Below are 19,179 nucleotides of genomic sequence, written 5' to 3'. Positions count from 1 at the left end.
CTACCGTTCTGCGGGTGTTCGAGTATCACGGTTGGGCGACCATCCAGGCCACGACCAGCGGCGACGACGACGCGGCGCTCCTGGAGCGCCTGGTCGACCGCGTCCACCGCGCGATCCGCGACGCGGGTGACTTCGACCTGGTCGACCTCCGCTGGAGCGCGGGCATGCCGATGCTCCACTTCGGCGGCTTCGACAAACACGGCGGCCGCCTCGGCCCGGAGCTCCTGGACCTCTTCACGAGGGTCGGCGAGCTGGCCCCGGGCTCGTACGGGCTCCTGTACACATGGGACGACCAGGACACCGAGCACGACAACGACTTCCGCGTCTACCGCATGGCCCGCGGCCAGGTGACGGAGCGCGAAGACCCCCACCTGACCCCGGTGGCCCCGACGGTCCTGGACGTCTACGAGCTGTAGCCGGCGCTCTCGCTTCTTCCGTCGCACCCGCCTGTCCACAGCCTCCCGCGAATGTGGACAACCAAGCCGGACTCCGGCTCATCCCGGCTTTCCGTCGGCACCCGCCGATACGCTGGAAGCGGGGCCGGCCCCCAGGGAGGGCGGGGGCTGCCTACGCGCGGGGGTTGTGCCGCTGGCTGCAGTGAGGGCGCCCCCGACGTCTTGAATGACTCATTCATGACACCGGACGAGATGAATGGGTCATTCACACCATCGCAGTCGCGCGTTCACGCCTCTGCCACCCCGCCCCGAGCTGTAGCCCCATCGCAACCGGCGCTGAGTAGTTCTGCTCAAGACACCCGCCACCCCTCGGCGAGACCGTGGTCACATGACCAAATCCGGAACCACGTCCCCCACCACGACGGCCTTCTACATCCAGGCGGCCCTCTCCTTCGGCCTGGCGCTGGCCGCGGTCGTCGGAGCGATCACCTACCTGCCGGTCGACGGCTGGATCCGGGGCTTCCTCGCCCTCGGCATGCTCTACCTCGTCACCTCGACCTTCACCCTGGCCAAGTGCGTCCGGGACAGACAGGACGAGACCTCGGTGGTCTCCCGCGTCGACCAGGCCCGGCTCGACAAGCTCCTCGCCGAGCACGATCCCTTCAAAACCTCCGCGGTGTAGGAAAAAACGGCCACCCCCGCGAAAAACGGGGGTGGCCGCGAACCGTCACGGGTGGCGCGGCACCCGCGGGCGGCCGCCCGGCTCCTGGCGCGGCGGCTTCTGATCGGCGCCCGGGAACGTCGGCGCCGGCAGGTTGGCCTGCTCGAAGCGCGAGAGCGTCAGCGGGCCCGACGTGTCCGGCAGGACCGGCGGCTGCGCCTTGTGGTCGCCGAAGCGGAACGCCGACGTCAGGTCGCCGAAGGTGCGGCGGCGCCAGTCGGAGATGTTCGGCTCGGCCACACCCGTCACCTTTTCGAGGAACTGCAGCGTCGACGTGTGGTCGAAGTTCTCGCTGCACACCCAGCCGCCCGCGGTCCACGGCGACACGACGATCGCCGGGACGCGGTAGCCCGCGCCGACCGGGAGGCCGTTGCTCGGGGTGCCGCCCGGGGACGTCTTCGTGACGAACTCGTGCGGCGTGCCGGCCGGCGGGGTCGGCGGGACGACGTGGTCGAACAGGCCGTCGTTCTCGTCGTAGTTGAGGATGAACACCGTCTTGGCCCAGACCTCGGGGTTGGCGGCGATCGCGTCGATCTTCGACGCGACGAACGCGGCGCCCTCGGCCGGCGTGTACTGCGGGTGCTCCGACGCCGTCGAGGTGCAGATGATCCAGGAGACCGTCGGCAGCTTGTCGTTGCGCGCGTCGTACTCGAACTGGCCCTCGGGCCGGTGCGTAAGGCCGTTGACCGCGAGCGGCGAGTCCGCGGGCGCGTTCTTGAAGTTCGCGAAGTTCTCCAGCATGTTGCAGCCGTAGGTGTCGCTCTGCTCGTACACCTTCCAGCTGACGCCGGCCGCCTGCAGCCGCTCGGCGTACGTCGTCCAGGTGTAGCCGCCGGCGGGCGCCTTGTTGTCGAGGATCGGGCCGCCGTTCTCGCCGTCCGGGTCGACCGTGCCGGTCATCCACATCATCCGGTTCGGCCAGGTCGGGCCGAAGACCGAGCAGTGGTAGGCGTCGCAGATGGTGAACGCCTCGGCGAGCGCGAACTGGAACGGCAGGTCGGCGCGCGTGTGGTACCCCGTCACGTACGGGCCGTTCTTGCCGTCGGCCTTGCGGTGCGCCGGCAGCCAGCTGTCCATCTTGCCGCCGTTCCAGGCCTCGTGCTGGACCGACCACGCGTGCGACGTCGAGGGGATCTTCTGCGCGTTGGTGGCGTGCGTGTCCAGGTGGAACGGCAGCGCGTACCCGGCCGGGTTCTCGGCGTCCGGCTGGTAGAACACCGGCTTGCCGTTCGGCAGCCGCGCCGCGTGTGGGTCGGAGAACCCGCGGACACCGGACAGCGTGCCGAAGTAGTGGTCGAACGAGCGGTTCTCCTGCATCAGCAGCACGACGTGCTCGATGTCCTTCAGCGAGCCGTGCTTCGGGGCGCCCTGGGCGAGCGCGCGCTGGACGTTCGGCGGCATGAGGGTGGCCGCAGCCGCGGTGGCGGCGACCCCGGCGGCAGATCCGAGAAGACGGCGACGAGTCAGTTCGGTCATGCGAAGCACGATCACGCCCGAGCATCACCCGAAAAGGTGGCTTCGGCCGAACGCCGCCGGAACACCAGATGAAAACAGTTCCCGAACCCCGACAAACCCCGCCAGAAGGTAACGGCGACCCCTGTGACCGCAGTCACGAACAAGGGCCGCACCCCTGGTTTGCACCAGTGGTACGGCCCTGATCTTGAGCGGATGACGGGATTCGAACCCGCGACCCTCACCTTGGCAAGGTGATGCGCTACCAGCTGCGCTACATCCGCACTGCCTTGCTGTTGAGACGTACTCTATACCCTCCCGAAACCGCTCCGATGAGCGGGTCCCCCGGTGCCCTGACCCGGTGCTTCGGTGTCACAGCTGGCGTACAAGGGGTGACGACGGCTGATTCCCTCCGTATGGTGTCCCCATTCGACCGAACGGGGAGACCTTCGGGGAGGAGGTGCCGGGCCGGATGACCGAGCTGGGCACGGTGCCGCCACCAGCGGCCTCGGAATCCGACGAGCAGGCACTGCTGCAACGACTTCGAAACGGTGAGGACGCCGCGTTCGGGGAGCTGTTCGAGTTGCACGCCGCCGCCGTCCGGAGACTGGCGCAGAGCCTGGCTTCCGACCGGTCCGAGGCCGAGGACATCACCGCGGAGACGTTCTTCCGCGTGCTCCAGGCGCTTCGCCGTGGCTCCGGCCCCCGGGACTACGTCCGCGCCTACCTGCTGACCGTCGCCCGCCGGGTCTCCTGGGAGTGGCACGGTGCCCGCCGCGACGTCCCCGTGTCGGACGACGAGCTGACCTTCCGCGCCGGCGCGGGCGCCGACACGCACGCCCGCACGGCCGAGCACACGCTGATCACCACGGCGTTCACGAGCCTGCCCGAGCGCTGGCGGTCCGTGCTGTGGCAGACCGAGGTCGAGGGTGAGCAGCCCGCGATGGTCGCCCCGCACTTCGGGCTGAGCGCGAACGCCACCGCGGCGCTGGCCCGCCGCGCCCGCCAGGGGCTGCGCGCGGCCTACCTGCAGGCCCACCTCTCGGTGAGCCGCGGGCCGGACTCGTGCCGCGCCGTCGTCGAAAAGCTCGGCGGGTTCACCGCGGGCAGCGTCACCGGGGCCGAGGCCGAGCGGATCAAGGCGCACCTGCACGGCTGCTCGTCGTGCCGGGCGACCCAGGACGAGCTGCGTGACGTCTGTTCGTCGCTGCGCGCGCACGCCGGGGTGCTGGTGCTGCTGGTGCCGGCCGCGGCGGGCGGCAGCGGTGTGCTGACCGGGCTGGGTGCGGCGCTCAAGGGTGTCCTCGTCGGCTCCAAGGTCAAGATCGGGCTGGCGCTGGCGTCGACCGCCGCCGTGGGCGCCGTCGGCGTCGCGGCCGGTCCGGTGCTGTTCGGCTCGGCGCCCGTGCAGGACGTCGGGCTGACCGGCGGCGCTCCGGAGCTCGTGGTGGTGCCGCCGACCGAGACGCACCACCAGCCGCCGCCCCAGTCGCAGCCGGACCCGCAGATCGGCATCGGCGTGCTCAACGGCCGCGGGACCGGGGCTTTCCCGGTCCGACAGCGTGGCGAGCAGCGTCAGCTCGGGGCGAACGAGGTGCCGGGGGTGCCCGGTGGTGACGTCCCGGCCGGGGAGCCCGGCGCCGGCGGCGACGCGCTGACCCCGCGCGACGACATCACGTCCTCGACGTTCAGCACGCCCGGCCACTCCTCGACGTCGCCGCGGCTGGACTCCGAAACGCCCACCCCGGACATGACGATCACCGAATCCGGTGACACGCCCACGCCGGAGAGCGCGGACGCGCCGGAGCTCTCGCCGGGCGACCGCCCGGAGTGGACGCCGACCCTGACCAGCACACCCGCGCCGAAGGACGACGAAGACGCGACCACGGAGCCGTCGACCTCGGTCACGCCGACGTCGGGGAAACCCTGCCCGAGCAGCACGTCGGCCGTCACTGGTTCGAGCGAATCGTCCGATTCTGCCGAGTCCGGCTCCGCGGGTTCCTGATCAGCGGTGATCAACTTCGCCGGGTGGGATGTCCGGTTCCGCCCTCGCGCGGGTGCGGCCGCGCACGGTACCGTTGTGCTGCTCACCCTGCGGGCGGCCCGGGAGGCTACTGAATGAACCGGCTGGTGCGCGGCGAAGACGGCCGCGACTGGGTGGTCCGTGCCCAGATGGAATGGCGTGCCCCGGCCACGGCCGACGACTTCGAGCACGACGTCGCCGGCAGCTACGGCCCCGGCATCGCGATGATCGTGGTCACCGCGCTGCTGGCCGTGATCCTCGTGGTGTGGACGCCGGACCAGGTCAACGTCCCGGCGTGGGTGTTGCTGGCGCTGTTGCTGGTGATGCTGTTCTTCCCGTTGCGGTGGATCCTGCGCCGGCCGTGGACGGTGGTCGCAGAGACCGAGGGTGACGTGACCGGCGACCGGCCGTCCGAGCGCTGGGTCGGCACCATCCGCGGCATGTTCACCGTGCAGGGTGAGGTCAAGAAGATCTCGAAGACCATCCAGCGCCACTCGCTGCCCGACTTCGACGGGCCCCTGCACCCGGTCGAGTAGCCGGTACCGGAATTCGGCCGAAGGGGTGAAACTGGGGACATGCCCGAGCTACCCGAGGTCGAAGCGCTGGCCCACCACCTGCGTGAGAACGCTGTCGGCCAGACGATCTTCCGCATCGATGTCGCATCGCTGAGCGTGCTGAAGACGGCGACCCCGCCGTGGACGGACCTGCACGGCCGCGAGATCACCGGCGCGACCCGGCACGGCAAGCACCTCGACGTCGTCGCGGGTGACCTGCACCTGGTCGTCCACCTGGCCCGCGCGGGCTGGCTGCGCTGGTCCGACGGCCTGGCCCCGGCGCCGCTCAAGCCGGGCAAGGGCCCGATCTCGCTGCGCGTCCACCTCGAGTCGGCCACCGGGCCCGGCTTCGACCTCACCGAAGCGGGCACGAAGAAGGGCCTCGCGGTGTGGATCGTCAAGGACCCGCAGGAGATCTCGAGCGTGGCCCGGCTCGGCCCGGACGCGCTGGCGGTCGACGCCGCGCAGCTGCGGGAGCTGTTCGCCGGGAAGAACACGCGGCTGAAGTGGGCGCTCACCGACCAATCCCTGATCGCCGGCATCGGCAACGCCTACTCCGACGAGATCATGCACCGCGCGAAGCTCTCGCCGTACGCCACGATCGGCAAGCTCGACGACGGCGCGCTGGAAACCCTCGCCGAGGCGATCCACGAGATCGAGTCCGACGCCGTCGAGCGCTCGGTGGGCCAGAAAGCCGCGCGGCTGAAGGGGGAGAAGCGCTCGGGCCTGCGGGTGCACGCCCGCACCGGCCTGCCGTGCCCGGTCTGCGGCGACACGATCCGCGAGATCTCCTTCGCCGACAAGTCGTTCCAGTACTGCCCGACCTGCCAGACGGGCGGCAAGCCGCTGGCCGACCGCCGGATGTCGCGGCTGCTGAAGTAGTCAGCAGAAGACCGCCACCAGCGGCTGCTCGGTCGTCGACGGCACCGGCACGCGGCCCTCGGCCTCGGCCCGGATGTCGAAGGCGGTGGCGACCAGGGTGAGCTGCCGCCGCCCGTCGGTCATCGAGACGCTCAGGTACCCCGGGCCCGCGCCGGTGTTTCCCCAGACCGTCCGGCCGCAGGGCAGCGTCAGCTTCTCGACGCCCAGCTCCTGGCCGACGAGCTCGGCCTGCTCGGCCGGCCGCAGCAGCCGGCCGGCGAAGAGCGCCCGGTGGAACGCGGCCAGGTCGTCGACGGTCGAGACCATCGCGCCCGCCGTCCAGTCGTAGGACGGGCTCAGCGTCGTCCAGTCGACGCCGTCGAGGTCGTAACCGTGCAGGTGCGGGCCGGTCAGGTAGGGCGAGGTCAGCGGGAACGACGTGTGCGCGAGCCCGAGTGGCCGCAGGATCCGCGCGGCGATCTCGGCGCGGACGTCGTGGCCGGTGACCCGTTCAACCAGCTGCCCCAGCACGAGGTAGCCGGTGTTCGAGTACTCGTGCTTCCCGGGCGGTGACGGCGGCGTCCGCAGGGCGAGCCGGATGACCTCGCCGGGGGTGTAGACGTACCCGCGGTCACCGGCGAAGTAGGGCGCGAACAGCGTGCTGTCGGCCGGGTCGTGGATCCCGCTCGTGTGGCCGAGCAGCTGCCGCGGCGTCACCGGCGGCACGCCCGGCAGCCCGACGGGCGCGTCGAGGTCCAGCCGGCCCTCCCCGGCCAGCTGCAGCACGACCACCGCCGTGAACGCCTTCGTGTTGCTCGCGATCCGCCACCGCTGCCCGGCCGCCGCGGGCTCCCCGGTCCGCGTGTCCGCGACCCCCGCCGCGTAGTGCGCCACCCGGCCGCCGTCGCGGTGGTACGCGACGGCGGCCGGGTATCCCCCCTCGGACACGAGAGTGGTCACGGCGTCACGCACCGGATTCCCCCGTTCGGCCGCACGTGCTGGGCCGGCCGCCCCCGCCGTCGTCACCAGCACCGCGAGCACCCCGGCCGCGAACCCCCGAAACCGCACTCTTCCTGCCCCTTTCCCCCGAGCCCGTGGAACAGCACAAGCCTTCCGCGCGTTGCGCACGGTGACCATGCGGACAGCCACCCGACGCTTAGTAGGGTCGTTCCCACCCTCGGTCGTCACGTTTGAACAGAAAGTGGGATCAGGCCTTGCACCCGGTTGATCGAGCGCAGAGCATGGACGCCGTGTCCGGGTTTCCGCTTGCGCAGGTCGTCCCCTGGGGGGTCGCGGTCCTGCTCGGCATCGTGGTGATCGTGCTGCTGGTCAAACTGCGCAAGCCGGCCAGCGTGGTGGAGGACGCCATGCTCCAGGCCGTCCACCGGATGTCGAAGGCGGCGCCGAACCTCCGCTCCGGCCTGGACGAGGACGCCGCCGACAAGATCACCACGCAGCTGCTGCAGATGCTCGACTGCGTCGCGGTCGGCATCACCGACAGCGAAGGCACGCTGCTGTCGTGGGACGGCGAGGCGAACGAGCACTACGTCGACCTCGTCGACGCGATCGGCGCCTCGATCCGCAAGCACCGGCGTGAGGTCGTCGCGCACGACCGGATGCCCTGCAACCACCGCGGCACCTGCCGGATGAAGACGGCGGTGATCGTGCCGCTGCTGGTGGAGGGCGAGACCGAGGCGGCGCTGATCGTCGTCGGCCGCACGCGCGGGCGCCTGGTGCAGATGGCCGACGCGGTCGCGCAGTTCGTCTGCACGCAGTTCGAGCTGTCCCGGCTCGACGAGTCGAAGCAGCAGCTGCAGCAGGCCGAGATCAAGGCGCTGCGCGCGCAGATCTCCCCGCACTTCGTCTACAACGCGCTGAACACGATCTCCGCGCTGATCCGCACGGACCCCGAAGAGGCGCGAGAGCTGCTTCAGGACTTCGCGGACTTCACGCGCTACTCGTTCCGGACGTCGGGCATGTTCACCTCGCTCGCCGAGGAGCTGCGCAACATCGACCGCTACCTGACCATCGAGAACGCCCGCTTCGGCGGCCGGCTCGAGGTGCGGATGAAGATCGCGCCCGAGGTGCTCAGCGTCGTCGTGCCGTTCCTGATCATCCAGCCGCTGGTGGAGAACGCGGTCAAGCACGGCCTGGCCAGCAAGCCCAGCGGCGGCTGCGTCACGGTGATCGCGCAGGACTACGGCACCGAGGCGCTGATCAGCGTCGAGGACGACGGCATCGGCATGGACCCGCGGCGGCTCAACGAGCTCAAGAGCGCCCACCGCACCGGCGCGCACGTCGGGCTCGGCAACATCAACCAGCGCATGCAGCAGGTGTTCGGCGGCGACTACGCGGTGATGGTCGAGACCGCGCCCGGCGCCGGCATGAAGGTGACGCTCCGGGTGCCGAAGTTCGTCCCCGGCGTCCGCCCGAACATGCCGGACTACAGCTCGGACGCCGAGGCCGAGGTCCCGTCGCAGGGCGGCCCGGCCCAGCTCAACGGCGCCGAGGTGAACGGCGTCAACGGCACCCGGTCCGGCATCCTCCCCATGGGCTGAATCCGGCTAGCCTGGAGTTATGAGCGTTACGGACAAGCTGGCTTCGCGGATCCCGGTGCTCGCCGACCGGGTCGAGCGCAAGGACGTCGTCGCCGTGGTGAAGCTGCACGGCGTGATCACGCCGTCGCCGTCCCCGCTGGCCAGGGGCGCGATCAACCTGGCCGCGGTGGAGTCGGCGCTGACCAGGGCGTTCGCCCACGATCGGCTCAAGGCGGTCGCGCTGCTGATCAACTCGCCGGGCGGCGCCCCGACGCAGTCCGGCCTGGTCGCCGAGCGGATCCGGCAGCTGGCCGACGAGAAGAAGGTGCCGGTCCTGGCGTTCTGCGAGGACGTCGCCGCGTCCGGCGGGTACTGGCTGGCCTGCGCGGCGGACGAGATCTTCGCCCACCGCACGTCGATGGTCGGCTCGATCGGCGTGATCAGCGGCGGCTTCGGCTTCACGGGGCTGCTGGAGCGCTTCGGCATCGAGCGCCGTCTCCACACGGCGGGCGCGAACAAGTCGCGTCTCGACCCGTTCTCGCCGGAGAAGCCCGAAGACGTCGAGTGGCTGAAGAAGATGCACACGCAGCTCCACGACCTGTTCGTGAGCTGGGTGAAGGACCGCCGCGGCGACCGCCTGACCGCCACCGAGGACCTCTTCACCGGCGACGTCTGGCTCGGCGCGAAGGCCGAGGAGCTGGGCCTGATCGACGGCCTCGGCAGCCTCCGGCAGATCATCACCCAGCGCTACCCGGACGTGGAGATCTCGGTCGCCGAGCCGAAGCGCCCCCTGCTGGCCCGTCTGGGCGTCGGCGCCCCGGCGGCGGCATCGGCCCTGCTGGACGCGGTGACGCACAAGGCGGCCTGGTCCCGCTTCGGCCTCTGAGCCAAGACCTCGACGACGTGACCGTCGTCGAGGTCTGTCCTCCTAAGTGAACCGGCGCTAGGCTATGTGAATCAGCGCTAGGCAAGGGAGCGGCGGATGCACCTCACGCAGACCCTCCACCAGGCCGTGCAGCAGGGGCCCGACCGCCCGATGACCGAGTTCGGCGACCGCGTCCGGACCGTCGGCGAGGTCGCCGGTCGCGTCGCGCGGTTCGCCGGGGCGCTCAAGGAGCTCGGCGTCGGCACCGGGGACCGCGTCGGGATCCTCGCCCTCAACTCCGACCGCTACCACGAGTACCTCCTCGCGACGCCGTGGGCGAACGCCGTGCTCAACCCGATCAACATCCGCTGGAGCCCGGCGGAGATCGCCTACTCGCTCACCGAGTCCGGCACGCGCGTGCTGCTCGTCGACGACGCCTTCGTCCCGATGGTCCCGAAGCTGGGCGACGGCCTGACCACCGTCATCCACATCGGCGAGGCCCCGACGCCGGCGAGCATGCTCGGGTACGAGGACCTCGTCGCCGGCGCCGATCCGGTCGAGGACGCGCGCCGCGGTGGGGACGACCTGCTCGGCGTCTACTACACCGGCGGCACCACGGGCACGCCCAAGGGCGTCATGCTCAGCCACCGCAACCTGCTGACGTCGGCGCTGGGCAGCCTCGCCACCGGCCGCTTCCTCACCGCGCGCGGCAAGCTGCTGCACGCCGCGCCGATGTTCCACCTGGCCGACGGTGCCGCGTGGGCGGCCGGGCAGCTCGTCGGCTCGACGCACGTGATCGTCCCGATGTTCACCCCGGCCGGTGTGCTCGAGGCGATCAGCACCCGGCGGCCGACCGACACGCTGCTGGTGCCGACCATGATCCAGCTGCTCGTCGACCACCCGGACGTCCCGCAGCACGACCTGACGTCGATGAACCACGTCGTCTACGGCGCCTCGCCGATCTCGGAGGCCGTGCTGGAACGCGCGCGGAAGGTGTTCCCCGGCGCGGGTTTCGTGCAGGCGTACGGCATGACCGAGCTCTCGCCGGTCGCGACGCTGCTTTCGTCGGAAGACCACGACGACCCCGCGCTGCGCCGGGCCGCCGGCCGCGCGGCGCCGCACGCCGAGGTCCGGATCGTCGATCCGGACGACGTCGAGGTGCCACGGGGGACCGTCGGCGAGATCGTCTGCCGCGGTGACCACGTCATGCTCGGCTACTGGAACCGGCCGGAGGAGACGGCGACGGCGTTGCGCGGCGGCTGGATGCACACCGGCGACGGCGGGTACATGGACGAGCGCGGGTACGTCTTCGTCGTCGACCGGATCAAGGACATGATCGTGTCCGGCGGCGAGAACGTGTATTCGGCCGAGGTGGAGAACGCCCTGGCGAAGCATCCGGCCGTGGCCGCGTGCGCGGTGATCGGGGTGCCGGACGAGCACTGGGGCGAGCGGGTGCACGCTGTGGTCGTGCTGCTTGAAGACCGCGAAGCGACCGAAGACGAGCTGCGCGACTTCTGCCGCGAAGCGATCGCCGGCTACAAGGTGCCGCGCACCTTCGAATTCACCGACGCGCTCCCGATGTCCGGCGCGGGCAAGATCCTCAAGCGCGAGCTGCGGAAGCGGCACTGGACCGGCGGCGACCGCGGGGTCCACTGAGTTGTCCGCACCCGCCCGCGGCACCCGGCCGCGCAACCGCCGCGCGCTGATCGTCGCCGCGGCCGCGGAGATGTTCGTCCGCCGCGGGTACCCGCACGTCCTGATGGGCGACATCGCCGAGGCCGTCGCGATCGGGCCGTCCGCGCTGTACCGGCACTTCCGCGGCAAGCAGGAGCTGCTCGCCGAGGTCGTCGGAGACGCCTTGCGCGCGCTCGACGTCGGCGACCTCGCCGAGCTGGCGACCGGGGTGCTCGACCGGCGCGACGCCGGGGTCCTGTGGCAGCGCGAGTCCCGGCACCTCGACCCGGCCGAACGCCACCGCGTCGGCGAACCGCTGCGGCGGCTGGCGCGGCAGCTCGCCGGCCGGCTCCGGGACCGGCGTCCGGAGCTGACCGCGGACCAGGCCGGGTTGCTGGCCTGGGCGGTGCTCGCGGTGCTGGTCAGCGTCTCGTTCCAGCGGGTCGGGCTGCCGCGCCCGGCCTACGACGAGCTGATGACGTCGCTGGCGGCCACGGTCGCCTCGGTCGCCCTTCCGGACCTGGGCGAGCGCACCGCGGAACCGGTCGCCGAGCCCGCGAACCGGCGGGAGCTGCTGCTGGCGACCGCGACCCGGCTGTTCGCCGAGCGCGGTTTCCACAGTGTCGGCATCGAAGAGGTGGGCGCGGCCGCCGGGATCGCGGGGCCGAGCGTCTACCACCACTTCGAGAGCAAGTCCGAGCTGCTGATGACGGCCCTGCGCGCCGGGGCCGACGCGCTCGGCGAAGGCCTGCGGACGGCGTCGCTGCCCGGGCTGCTGCGGTCGTACACGAGGTATTCGCTGGCCCATCGGCACGTGGTCGACCTGCTGATCACCGAGGTCGGGCTGCTGCCGGAACCCGAGCGGCACGCCCTGCGCCGCACCCAGCGCGAGTACGTCGAAGCGTGGGTCAGCCGGCTTCCGGACCTCGACGCGGGCCCGGCGCGGGTGCGTGTCCAGGCCGTCCTCACGGTGGTCAACGACGTCGCCCGGACCCCGCACCTGCGTACGCTGCCGGGCATCGAAGACGCGCTGCTCGCCATCGGGTCGGCCCTGCTCGGTCTGTCCGGTTCGGGTAGTTCCGGGCAGGTTTTGTGACCCGGATCACTCTTCCCCGGTAACGGGTCTGGCGATCTTCCCGGGTCGGGAGGTCCCCTTGTCGACGGGCTTTGTTGCGATCGGCAACAAATCCGGACGACGAGGAGGTCGTACCCGATGCCCCACTCCCGAAGATTCGCCATCGGCGCGGTGCTCGGCGCCGCGCTCATCGCGGTTCCGCTGACCCTGCCCGCCGCCGCGTCCATCCCGCCGCCCGACTCGGGCTGGACCACGGTCTTCGCCGACGACTTCACCGGCGGCGCGGGCAGCCTGCCGTCCGGCTCGAACTGGATCATCGACACCGGCCACGCCTACCCCGGCGGCCCCGGCAACTGGGGCACCGGCGAGATCCAGAACTACACGTCGAGCACGTCGAACCTCTCCCAGGACGGCGCCGGCAACCTCCGCATCACGCCGTTGCGCGACGGCGCGGGCAACTGGACGTCGGCGCGGGTCGAAACCCAGCGCACCGACTTCAAGCCGCCGGCGGGCGGGGTCATGCGGATCGAAAGCCGGATCCAGATGCCGAACGTCACCGGCGCCGCCGCGCTCGGCTACTGGCCGGCGTTCTGGGCGCTCGGCGGCCCCTACCGCGGCAACTGGTGGAACTGGCCCGCCATCGGCGAGTTCGACATCATGGAGAACGTCAACGGGATCAACTCCGTCTGGGGCGTCATGCACTGCGGCGTCAACCCGGGCGGCCCGTGCAACGAGACCACCGGCATCGTGGCCAACCGCGCCTGCCCCGGCAGCAGCTGCCAGTCGGCCTTCCACACCTACCGCTTCGAATGGGACGCGAGCGTCAGCCCGCAGGTGTTCCGCTGGTTCGTCGACGGCCAGCAGTTCCACTCGGTGAGCCAGAACCAGGTCGATGCGACCACGTGGGCGAACATGACCAGCCACCAGGGTTACTTCGTGCTGCTGAACGTCGCGATCGGCGGCGCGTTCCCCAACAACAACTCCGGCACGACCACGCCGGGGCCGGGGATCGTGCCGGGCCGCCCGATGGTCGTCGACTACGTCACGGTGTCCACGCGCGGCTCCGGTGGCGGCACCACCACACCGCCGCCGACCACGACGACCACGCCGCCCGGGAGCGGCGGCAGCGCGTACAGCACCATCCAGGCCGAGTCGTACTCGCAGCAGAACGGCCTGACCAAGCAGACGACCAGCGACACCGGCGGCGGCCAGAACATCGGGCCGGCGGGCAACGGCGACTGGGCGCTCTACCCGGGTGTCGACTTCGGCGGCTCCGCGGCGACCAACTTCCAGGCGCGCGTGGCGTCCGGCGCGGCCGGCGGGGTCAGCGGGCTGGTCGAAGTGCGGCTCGACAGCCTGTCCAACGCCCCGATCGGCAGTTTTGCCGTCGGGAACACCGGTGGCTGGCAGAGCTGGCGGACCGTGCCCGCGAACATCAGCGGCGTCACCGGCGTGCACAATGTGTACCTGACCTTCACGAGCGGCCAGCCCGCCGACTTCGTGAACCTCAACTGGTTCACCTTCGTGCATTGAGACGAGGGACCCGCGGCCCCCGGCCGCGGGTCTCCCCACTTCAGGCGGACGGGGGCTGGACATTGCACTCGGCAATGGGCAGGATGCGTTTCACTGTGAGTGCTCACGATGACACCCGGAAGCTCGTGGTCCTGGCTGTGGACGACGAGCCGAAAGGGCTTGACGAACTCGTCCACTGCCTGACACACAGCCCGCACGTGGCGAAGGTGTTCCCGGCGATCGACGCGTCGGAAGCGCTGCGCATCCTCTCGACCGACGACCCGAGGCTGCGCGAGCGCAAGGACCGCGGCCTGCCGATCGTCGACGCCGTCTTCGCCGACATCGACATGCCCGGCCTGTCCGGCATGGAGATGTCCCGCGTCTTCGCCGCGCTGCGCCCGTCGCCCGCCCTGGTGTTCGTCACCGGGCACGCCGAAGAGGCGGTCAACGCCTTCGACCTCGGCGCGCTCGACTACGTCCTCAAGCCGTACCAGCAGGACCGCCTCGACCGCGCGATCACCCGCGTGATCGACAAGCTGGCCTCCGCCTCGGCACCCCCGCCCGGCGCGCTGGGCGGCGAGCTGGGCGTGAAGAACGACGACGAGGTCATCCCGGTCGAGCTGGCCGGCACCACCAAGCTCATCCCGCGCTCGTCGGTCCGCTGGGTCGAGGCGCAGGGTGACTACGCACGGCTGTTCACCACCGAAGGCAGCCACCTGGTCCGGATCCCGCTGGCGCAGCTCGAGGAACGCTGGGAGAAGGCCGGGTTCGTCCGGATCCACCGGTCGTTCCTGGTCGCGCTGCCGCTGATCACCGAGCTGCGGATGGGCCAGGGCGGCTACCAGGTCGTGATCGGCAACGAGGAGAAGGTGCTGCCGGTGAGCCGGCGGCACACCCGTGCGCTGAAGGACCGGCTGGTCGGTTCGGGCCGGAACGGCTGAGCCGGGCCCGGTCATGACCGACGACTTCTACGAGCGCCGCGCGAACGGCGTGCGCGAACCGGATCCCACGCTCGGCAGGCGCGCCCGCGAACGGCTGCCGCAGCCGGCCGACCGGGCCGTCGTCGAGTCGCTCCCGCCGGCGCCGGACGAAGAGGCGCCGAAACCGGAGCACCACGCCCGGCCCAAGCGGGAACGAGTGATCCTCAACGACCCGCGGCGCGGCGCCGGCACCCTGCGCGCCCGCGTCGAGCTGGAAGAGCAGACCAGCTGGGGAAAACTGCTGGTGCGCGACCACCTGGTGAAGGTGCAGCTGCGGACGGCGTTGCTGCTGTCGCTGCTCGTCGTCGTCGTGTTCGGCTCGCTGCCGGTGCTGTTCTACCTGGTGCCCGGGTTCTCCGCGCTGAGCCTGGCCGGCATCCCGGTGGCGTGGCTGATCCTCGGCGTGCTGCCGTTCCCGTTCCTGTTCGGCGTCGGCATCTGGTACAACCGGCTGGCCGAGCGCAACGAACGCGCGTTCGTGGACATGATCGAAAACTAGCTCCGCACGACTCGTGCGAGGATTCCTCCCGTGCAGCTGAACCCGTGGGCGTTGACCGGCATCGTGCTGGTCGCCGTGGTGACCTTCTACCTCGGTCACCGCTCCTCGCGTTCGGCCACGAGCACCCACGACTTCCTGGTCGCGCGGCGCACGGTCCGGTCCCGGCGCAACGCCGCCGCGATCTCCGGTGAGTACCTGTCCGCGGCGTCGTTCCTCGGCATCGCCGGGATCGTGCTCAAGGACGGCGCCGACGCGCTGTGGTTCCCGATCGGCTTCACCGCGGGTTACCTCGCGCTGATGCTCTTCGTCGCCGCGCCGCTGCGCCGCTCCGGCGCGTACACGCTCCCGGACTTCCTGGAGATGCGGCTCGGCTCCATCGGCCTGCGTCGGTTCTCGACGGCGTTCGTCGTGTTCATCGGGATCCTCTACATGGTCCCGCAGCTGCAGGGCGCCGGCCTGACCCTGGCGACGATCCTGCCGGTGCCGGTGTGGGCCGGCGCGATCGCGGTGATGGTCGTGGTGGCGTTCAACGTGATCGCCGGCGGCATGCGCGCGATCACCGTCGTCCAGGCCTTCCAGTACTGGCTCAAGCTGTTCGCGATCTCGGTGCCCGCTTTCGCGCTGTGCATGGTCTTCTTCGCCGGCGGCGGCCCGGACGGCTTCCGCCCGCTCGGCGTGGCCGCGCCGCCGGTGTTCACCACCGACACCACGGTGGACGTCCAGACCGACGTCACCCTGCACGTCACTTCGGACACCTTCCTGTACGCCTACGGCCGCACGGACAACGGCCCGGCGGCCGGGCCGACGCACTGGACCCCGCTGGCGCCGCACACGGTTTCCGAAGGCACGAAGCTGAAGTTCCCGGCGGGGACGCCGGTGCCGGTGGTCAGCGACGCGATCGCGAACAACGACAGCTGGCTGCACCCGGGGTCGGGCAGCCTCACCGACCTGCTCCAGACGTACTCGCTGATGTTCGCGACGTTCCTCGGAACGATGGGCCTGCCGCACGTGCTGGTCCGCTTCTACACCAACCCCGACGGCAAGGCCGCGCGCCGCACCACCGTGCACGTCCTGCTGCTACTGGGGTTGTTCTACCTCTTCCCGACGCTGCTGGGCGCGCTGTCCCGGATGTACGTCCCGGAGCTGCTGGTCACCGGCAAGACGGACGCGGCGATCCTGCGGCTGCCCTCGGCGATCCTGCCGGGGATCGGCGGGCAGCTGCTCGGCGCGGTGACCGCCGCGGGCGCGTTCGCCGCGTTCCTGTCGAGCACGTCCGGGCTGCTGGTGAGCGTCGCCGGGGTCGTGTCGACCGACCTGCTGCCCGGCCGGGTGCGGGACTTCCGCGTGGCGACCGGGCTGGTCGCGCTGTTCCCGATCGCGTTGGCGGTGGTGCTGCGGCCGGAGGACATCTCGCTGTCGATCGGGATGACGTTCGCGCTCGCGGCGTCGACGTTCAGCCCGTTGCTGGTGCTGGGCATCTGGTGGCGGAAGCTGTCCTGGCCGGGGGCGCTGGCGGGGATGTTCGTCGGCGGCGCGCTGGTGCTGGCGGCGCTGGTGGTCAACGTCGTGAGCGGCTACACCGGCGGCTGGGCGCCCTGGTTCGTCAACCAGCCGGCGCTGATCACCGTGCCGGCCGCGTTCGTGACGACGTACTTGGTCAGCCGCGTGACCGGCTACGGCCGGCCGGAGCACGTGCACGACATCATGCTGCGGCTGCACGCGCCCGATCCGCTCGGGTTCATGCGAGACAGGGCGGTCGCGCGATTCGGACAAGCCGAAGAAAAGACGCGAATCGCCGGCCGGGGTCGGCACCGCAAGTAATGCGCTGACAGTCCGTAAGAAAGTGATACCCGATCGAGGGATTACGAATTACACCTTCGACCCATAAGTTCCGTTGGTTTCTACCAGCACGAACAACGGGAAGGTGGAGATCCGCCGTGAGCAGCACCGAACAAGACGTCGGTGGCGCGGAGCCGCAGACCGACTGGGAGAGGGTCCAGGAGAGCCCCGAATTCGCGGACCTCCGCCGTCGGTTGCGGTCGTTCGTGTTCCCGATGACCGCGCTGTTCCTGCTCTGGTACCTGCTGTACGTCCTGCTCGCCGACTACGCGCACGGCTTCATGAGCACGAAGCTGTTCGGGAACATCACCGTCGGCCTGGTCTTCGGGCTGCTGCAGTTCGTCTCGACGTTCGTCATCACCGGGCTGTACGTGCGCTACGCCAACCGGAAGCTCGACCCGGTGGCCGACGAGATCCGCGCCCGGATCGAAGGGGAGTCCGGCAAATGAGCCTCGCCGCGGGGGTGGAGGGCAGCAACTCCGCCCTGAACATCATCATCTTCCTGGTCTTCGTCGCGATCACGCTGGTGATCGTGTTCCGGGCCAGCCGCAACACGAAGACGGCGTCGGACTACTACGCCGCCGGGCGTGCGTTCACCGGTCCGCAGAACGGCATCGCGATTTCCGGTGACTACCTCTCGGCGGCGTCGTTCCTCGGCATCGCGGGCGCCATCGCCGTCAACGGTTACGACGGGTTCCTCTATTCGATCGGGTTCCTGGTCGCGTGGCTCGTCGCGCTGCTGCTGGTCGCGGAACTGCTGCGCAACACCGGCAAGTTCACGATGGGCGACGTGCTGGCGTTCCGGATGAAACAGCGCCCGGTGCGCGCGGCCGCCGCCGTTTCGACGCTGGCTGTTTCGTTCTTCTACCTGCTGGCGCAGATGGCCGGCGCCGGTGGTCTGGTCAACCTGCTGCTCGGCATCGAAGGCGAGGTGGGGCAGGACGTCGTGATCGCCGTGGTCGGCGTGATCATGATCCTGTACGTGCTGATCGGCGGCATGAAGGGCACCACCTGGGTGCAGATCATCAAGGCGGCGCTGCTGATCGTCGGCGCGTTCGCGATGACGCTGTGGGTGCTGGGGAAGTACGGCTTCAACCTGTCCGACCTGCTCCAGGCCGCCGTCGACAAGGGCGGCAAGGGCGGCGCGGCGCTGCTCGACCCGGGCAAGCAGTACGGCAAGACCGGCACGACGAAGCTCGACTTCCTGTCGCTGGGCGTCGCGCTGGTCCTCGGCACGGCCGGCCTGCCGCACGTCCTGATGCGCTTCTACACGGTCCCGACGGCGAAGGACGCGCGCCGCTCGGTGGTCTGGGCCATCGTCCTGATCGGCGTGTTCTACCTGTTCACGCTGGTGCTCGGGTACGGCGCGGGCGCGATCGTCGGGCCGGACAAGATCGCGAAGGCGCCGGGCACGACGAACTCGGCGGCCCCGCTGCTGGCGCTCGAGCTCGGCGGCCCGGTGCTGCTCGGGTTCATCTCGGCGGTCGCGTTCGCGACGATCCTCGCGGTGGTGGCCGGCCTGACGATCACGGCGTCGGCGTCGTTCGCGCACGACGTCTACGCCAACGTGATCAAGAAGGGCAAGGTCTCCACCGGCGGCGAAGTCCGCGTCGCCCGCGTCACGGCGCTGGTGATCGGCGCGGTGGCCATCGCGGGCGGCATCCTGGCGAAGAGCCAGAACGTGGCGTTCCTGGTCGCGCTGGCGTTCGCGGTCGCGGCGTCGGCGAACCTGCCGACGATCCTGTATTCGCTGTTCTGGAAGCGGTTCAACACCCAGGGCGCGCTCTGGTCGATCTACGGCGGCCTGGTCGTCACGATCGTGCTGATCGTCTTCTCACCGGCGGTCTCGGGCAAGCCGATCGACGCGAAGACGGGCAAGAGCGCGTCGATGATCCAGGGTGTCGACTTCCACTGGTTCCCGCTCGACAACCCGGGCCTGGTCTCGATCCCGGCGGCGTTCCTGCTCGGCTGGCTCGGCACGGTCCTGTCGAAGGAGCGGAACCCGAAGAAGTACGCGGAGATGGAGGTCCGCGCGCTGACCGGCGCGGGCGCCGAGAAGGCCGTCACGCACTGACCCGGCCGGGGGGGGGGGGGGGTGGGGTGGGGGGGGGGGGGGGGGGTTGTCCGCCCCCCCCCACGACAGGCCCCCCCCTTCCACCCCGCAGTTCCTCTGCCCCACCCAGCGTACTTTT

At 70.6% G+C, this 19,179-nt stretch carries 17 protein-coding genes and 1 tRNA gene; 15 read left to right on the top strand and 3 right to left on the bottom strand.

Annotated features, from left to right (window positions below; genetic code table 11):
* Window positions 1–14: 14 nt before the first annotated feature.
* The gene (locus tag ACZ63E_RS00090; RefSeq protein WP_465306247.1) at window positions 15–416 is read left to right on the top strand and encodes an immunity 7 family protein; all 402 of its coding nucleotides are present in this window, start codon (window positions 15–17) and stop codon (window positions 414–416) included.
* A gap of 367 nt (window positions 417–783) precedes the next feature.
* Window positions 784–1,077 carry a YiaA/YiaB family inner membrane protein gene (locus ACZ63E_RS00085; RefSeq protein ID WP_465333100.1) on the top strand — a complete coding sequence of 98 codons (294 nt, stop codon included), beginning with the start codon at window positions 784–786 and terminating at the stop codon, window positions 1,075–1,077.
* 45 nt (window positions 1,078–1,122) lie between these two features.
* Here the strand turns inward: ACZ63E_RS00085 and ACZ63E_RS00080 are convergent, their stop codons facing one another.
* Together ACZ63E_RS00080 and ACZ63E_RS00075 are read right to left on the bottom strand one after the other, a co-directional pair.
* Entirely contained in the window at window positions 1,123–2,592 is a 1,470-nt protein-coding gene (locus tag ACZ63E_RS00080; RefSeq protein ID WP_465333099.1) for an alkaline phosphatase family protein, read from the bottom strand.
* A 187-nt stretch (window positions 2,593–2,779) separates the two neighbouring features.
* A tRNA-Gly gene (locus ACZ63E_RS00075) sits at window positions 2,780–2,852 on the bottom strand.
* A gap of 188 nt (window positions 2,853–3,040) precedes the next feature.
* On the opposite strand from ACZ63E_RS00075, the gene ACZ63E_RS00070 reads away from it, so the two are divergent.
* The 3 genes from ACZ63E_RS00070 (at window position 3,041) to ACZ63E_RS00060 (ending at window position 6,027) form a co-directional block, all read left to right on the top strand.
* Window positions 3,041–4,573 carry a sigma-70 family RNA polymerase sigma factor gene (locus ACZ63E_RS00070; protein ID WP_465333098.1) on the top strand — a complete coding sequence of 511 codons (1,533 nt, stop codon included), beginning with the start codon at window positions 3,041–3,043 and terminating at the stop codon, window positions 4,571–4,573.
* Between the two features lie 113 nt (window positions 4,574–4,686).
* Window positions 4,687–5,127 carry a DUF983 domain-containing protein gene (locus ACZ63E_RS00065; protein ID WP_465306239.1) on the top strand — a complete coding sequence of 147 codons (441 nt, stop codon included), beginning with the start codon at window positions 4,687–4,689 and terminating at the stop codon, window positions 5,125–5,127.
* 39 nt (window positions 5,128–5,166) lie between these two features.
* Window positions 5,167–6,027 (top strand): Fpg/Nei family DNA glycosylase, encoded by an 861-nt coding sequence (locus ACZ63E_RS00060; protein WP_465306237.1) that lies wholly within the window; start codon window positions 5,167–5,169, stop codon window positions 6,025–6,027.
* On the opposite strand, the gene ACZ63E_RS00055 is transcribed toward ACZ63E_RS00060, so the two are convergent.
* Entirely contained in the window at window positions 6,028–7,074 is a 1,047-nt protein-coding gene (locus tag ACZ63E_RS00055) for a serine hydrolase domain-containing protein (protein ID WP_465333097.1), read from the bottom strand.
* A 173-nt stretch (window positions 7,075–7,247) separates the two neighbouring features.
* On the opposite strand from ACZ63E_RS00055, the gene ACZ63E_RS00050 reads away from it, so the two are divergent.
* From ACZ63E_RS00050 to ACZ63E_RS00005, 10 genes are all read left to right on the top strand, one after another.
* The gene (locus ACZ63E_RS00050) at window positions 7,248–8,564 is read left to right on the top strand and encodes a sensor histidine kinase (RefSeq protein WP_465333095.1); all 1,317 of its coding nucleotides are present in this window, start codon (window positions 7,248–7,250) and stop codon (window positions 8,562–8,564) included.
* Window positions 8,565–8,583: 19 nt separating this feature from the next.
* A complete protein-coding gene (locus tag ACZ63E_RS00045) occupies window positions 8,584–9,429 on the top strand; it encodes a S49 family peptidase (RefSeq protein WP_465333093.1) in 846 nt (281 codons plus the stop codon).
* 96 nt (window positions 9,430–9,525) lie between these two features.
* Window positions 9,526–11,064 carry a long-chain-fatty-acid--CoA ligase gene (locus tag ACZ63E_RS00040; protein ID WP_465333092.1) on the top strand — a complete coding sequence of 513 codons (1,539 nt, stop codon included), beginning with the start codon at window positions 9,526–9,528 and terminating at the stop codon, window positions 11,062–11,064.
* Between the two features lies 1 nt (window position 11,065).
* On the top strand, window positions 11,066–12,178 hold the full coding sequence (locus tag ACZ63E_RS00035) for a TetR/AcrR family transcriptional regulator (protein ID WP_465333090.1): 1,113 nt from the start codon (window positions 11,066–11,068) through the stop codon (window positions 12,176–12,178).
* A gap of 117 nt (window positions 12,179–12,295) precedes the next feature.
* The gene (locus ACZ63E_RS00030; protein ID WP_465333089.1) at window positions 12,296–13,690 is read left to right on the top strand and encodes a carbohydrate-binding protein; all 1,395 of its coding nucleotides are present in this window, start codon (window positions 12,296–12,298) and stop codon (window positions 13,688–13,690) included.
* Window positions 13,691–13,773: 83 nt separating this feature from the next.
* Window positions 13,774–14,610 (top strand): LytR/AlgR family response regulator transcription factor, encoded by an 837-nt coding sequence (locus ACZ63E_RS00025; protein WP_465333087.1) that lies wholly within the window; start codon window positions 13,774–13,776, stop codon window positions 14,608–14,610.
* Window positions 14,611–14,623: 13 nt separating this feature from the next.
* Window positions 14,624–15,148: a hypothetical protein gene (locus tag ACZ63E_RS00020; RefSeq protein ID WP_465333086.1), complete on the top strand. Its 525-nt coding sequence runs from the start codon at window positions 14,624–14,626 to the stop codon at window positions 15,146–15,148.
* A 30-nt stretch (window positions 15,149–15,178) separates the two neighbouring features.
* Window positions 15,179–16,969 carry a sodium/solute symporter gene (locus tag ACZ63E_RS00015; protein WP_465333084.1) on the top strand — a complete coding sequence of 597 codons (1,791 nt, stop codon included), beginning with the start codon at window positions 15,179–15,181 and terminating at the stop codon, window positions 16,967–16,969.
* 116 nt (window positions 16,970–17,085) lie between these two features.
* A complete protein-coding gene (locus ACZ63E_RS00010; RefSeq protein ID WP_465333083.1) occupies window positions 17,086–17,436 on the top strand; it encodes a DUF485 domain-containing protein in 351 nt (116 codons plus the stop codon).
* Window positions 17,433–19,061, top strand: coding sequence for a solute symporter family protein (locus tag ACZ63E_RS00005; protein WP_465333081.1), 1,629 nt, complete (start codon window positions 17,433–17,435; stop codon window positions 19,059–19,061). The genes ACZ63E_RS00010 and ACZ63E_RS00005 overlap by 4 nt, the downstream gene beginning before the upstream one ends.
* The last annotated feature ends 118 nt before the right edge of the window (window positions 19,062–19,179 follow it).

The organism is Amycolatopsis sp. NPDC104819, from assembly GCF_055583145.1.
This window is presented reverse-complemented; position numbering and strand designations above follow the sequence as displayed.